The 2,506-nt window shown below is 52.7% G+C and carries 3 protein-coding genes; all 3 read right to left on the bottom strand.

Going from position 1 to position 2,506, the window contains the following annotated elements:
• Positions 1–232: 232 nt before the first annotated feature.
• The 3 genes from HMPREF3201_RS08890 to HMPREF3201_RS08880 are packed head-to-tail and all read right to left on the bottom strand — an operon-like array spanning position 233 to position 2,299.
• On the bottom strand, positions 233–895 hold the full coding sequence (locus HMPREF3201_RS08890) for a TatD family nuclease-associated radical SAM protein (protein ID WP_062412723.1): 663 nt from the start codon (positions 893–895) through the stop codon (positions 233–235).
• A 14-nt stretch (positions 896–909) separates the two neighbouring features.
• Positions 910–1,731, bottom strand: a complete 822-nt coding sequence (locus HMPREF3201_RS08885; protein WP_062412722.1) for a pyridoxamine kinase — start codon at positions 1,729–1,731, stop codon at positions 910–912.
• A 13-nt stretch (positions 1,732–1,744) separates the two neighbouring features.
• A complete protein-coding gene (locus HMPREF3201_RS08880; RefSeq protein WP_062412721.1) occupies positions 1,745–2,299 on the bottom strand; it encodes an ECF transporter S component in 555 nt (184 codons plus the stop codon).
• Positions 2,300–2,506 lie beyond the last annotated feature (207 nt).

The raw sequence follows: 2,506 nt of genomic DNA, 5'->3' as shown, positions 1-2,506 counted from the left end.
GTGTCGTTTTTTCCCTTAGTTACGCCATTTGCAGCGCTTTTTGAAATTTTCAAACCTCCGGGGTTTTTGAGCCAAAAATAGGTTTTCCTCAGCCGCCGCAGTCTTTGATTTATCTCAAGTATACGGTTTTCACCTTTTATTGTCAACGTTCTCATCGAGGCTTCCCCGTCGTCAAAAAAGCTGCCTCGTCGTGAGACAGCTCTTTCAGATAATCTTATGATAGCCTGATTCTCTATTTATCTTCGTAGACCCGGACCCGCAAGGTCAAGCCCAAGTCGTCACAGATGGCCCGGCACTTCTTGATTTCTTCACTGTCTTCGACTTTATCGACGACGGTGAGGACGACGTTTTTCACGTACTGTTTGCAGCTGACGGCAAAGTTCAGCATGGCATCGAAGGACGGCAGGCCGAATTTGCTCCGTGTCAGTTCCAGATACCGTTCTTTGTTCGACGCATTCATGCTGATGGAGATGGTATCGAGGATGCCGCCGCCAAAGTCCTGCGCCGTCGGCCGGCCGTAGTCCAAATCGGACAGGCCGTTGGTGTTGAGCCGCGTCTTGACCGTCGGGTGCTTTTCTTTCACGTACGAGAGAAGGGTTTTTAAGTCTTCGAGGCGTTCCGTCGGTTCACCAAAGCCGCAGAAGACGACTTCGTTGATACGGTCCCAGGGAGCTCCATCGAGTTCTTTTTTAACTTCGTCGACGGTCGGTTCTTTTTTCAGCCACAGCGTTTCGTCTTCAGCCATCTTCTTCATCGAGCGCAGGCAGAAGGTACACGAACAGGTGCAGCGATTGGTCAAATTGACGTACATGCTCCACGGGCTTTCTTTCTGTAAAGCCAGGTTGTCTTTTAAATCGACGTATTGTCCTTGTCCAACTACGGTATATACAATCATGATTACATCCCCTTTTATTGTAATGTCGTCAGATATTCTTCAAAGGCAAGGCCGGCGTTATGCGGAAGGTCGAGGGTTTCCGTATATTCCATGACCTTGCAGATGAAGTCTGCCGCCTTTTGTACGGCTTCTTCGAGGCCCTCACCGCGGACAACGGACGCCGAGACGATGGCCGTAAAGACGTCTCCCGTGCCGCTGCGGTCGCTGCCGATTTTTTTCGTCTTGACCCACGACGTCCGGCCGTGATCGTAAATGAAGTTTCCGATGCACGAATCACGGTGGATCCCGGTCAGGACGACGCCCTGAGGCCCCTTGTCGGCCAGGGCTTTGGCCATGTCGGAAAAGTCGGCGTCAGAAAGGTCGCTCGACGGCCGGTAGGGCACGCCCAAGAGCTCGCAGGCTTCGGTCAGGTTCGGCGTCAGAACGTCGGCAGCCGAGAGAAGGCGCCTCATTTCGTCGCACATGTCCTGGGTATACGACGCATAGATGCGGCCATTATCGCCCATGACGGGGTCGACGATGACCTTCGTATCCGGTCCCTTGAAGTCGCGCAGAAAGTCGAGGACCATATCGATCTGTCGGACCGAGCCGAGAAAGCCGGTGCTGATGCCGTCGAAGGTGAGGTCGTTTTTCTTCCAACTGTCGATATAGGGCGTCATGTGATCCGTATAGTCGTCGAGGTAGTAATCGTGAAAGCCGGTGTGAACGGAAAGGATCGCCGTCGGCAGGATACAGCCCTGTACCTTCAGAGCCGACACGATGGGCAGGGCCACGGCAATGCTGCAGCGGCCGTAACCGGTTACGTCATTGACCAGGGCCAACTTTTTTTGATGCATAGAGAATCATTCCTTATCTTTTCAGGTTGTAACCATAACCACGGAATGGGACTCTCATGAAACAAGCAGCGATGGCGTAGGCAGCGGCCATATTGACGATTCCTTCGCCGATGAGGCCGGGCACCATCGTAAGGCCCGCTTCCAGGCTGCCGTAGAGAAAACCGCCGGCTGCCGTATAGGATACGACCATCCAGACGGCCGACAAGAGGAAGCCCAAAAAGACCTTGAGGGACGTCAATTTCCACGGCCCCTTGTCGGGACGGACGACGAGGAATACGGCTTCGACCATGACGAATTTAATGATCAGGGTCGGCACGATCCAAATGGGAAACCCGCCGATCAGGTCGGACAAGGCCGAACCGATGGAGGCCGCAACGGCAGCCTGACGGCGCGAACTGAACAAAACCGACGCAAAGATGACGGCATCACCGAGATGGGCATAGCCCAGGGGAATGGGGATGCGCGGCACAAACGTCAGAATAAAGACCAGGGCCGTTAAGACGGCGGCATAACAGAGGTTGGCAGCCGAAAAGACCGGTGCCTTTTGTTCCATAGATGATGAATGCATGTGAAATCCTCCTCACGGATACAGAATTCACACATTGGCCAATGTATGGTTATGATTAATCTGTACTCTATTTTAGAGTATATTACCCTATCTGTAAATGGGACAGATTTGTTTTTTTCTGTACACCTTGTCACAATCTCCGTCAAAAAGGCCCATAACGACAGAAAAGCTCCCTTGGTGAACCGACCCCCTAAAGTTGGACCAAAA

The organism is Megasphaera sp. MJR8396C, from assembly GCF_001546855.1.
Lineage (GTDB): Bacteria > Bacillota > Negativicutes > Veillonellales > Megasphaeraceae > Megasphaera.
This window is presented reverse-complemented; position numbering and strand designations above follow the sequence as displayed.

Excerpts from the sequence above, each read along its gene's own strand:
- HMPREF3201_RS08890 (WP_062412723.1), bottom strand. The coding sequence starts at position 895 with ATGATTGTATATACCGTAGTTGGACAAGGACAATACGTCGATTTAAAA.
- HMPREF3201_RS08885 (WP_062412722.1), bottom strand. The coding sequence starts at position 1,731 with ATGCATCAAAAAAAGTTGGCCCTGGTCAATGACGTAACCGGTTACGGC.
- HMPREF3201_RS08880 (WP_062412721.1), bottom strand. The coding sequence starts at position 2,299 with ATGCATTCATCATCTATGGAACAAAAGGCACCGGTCTTTTCGGCTGCC.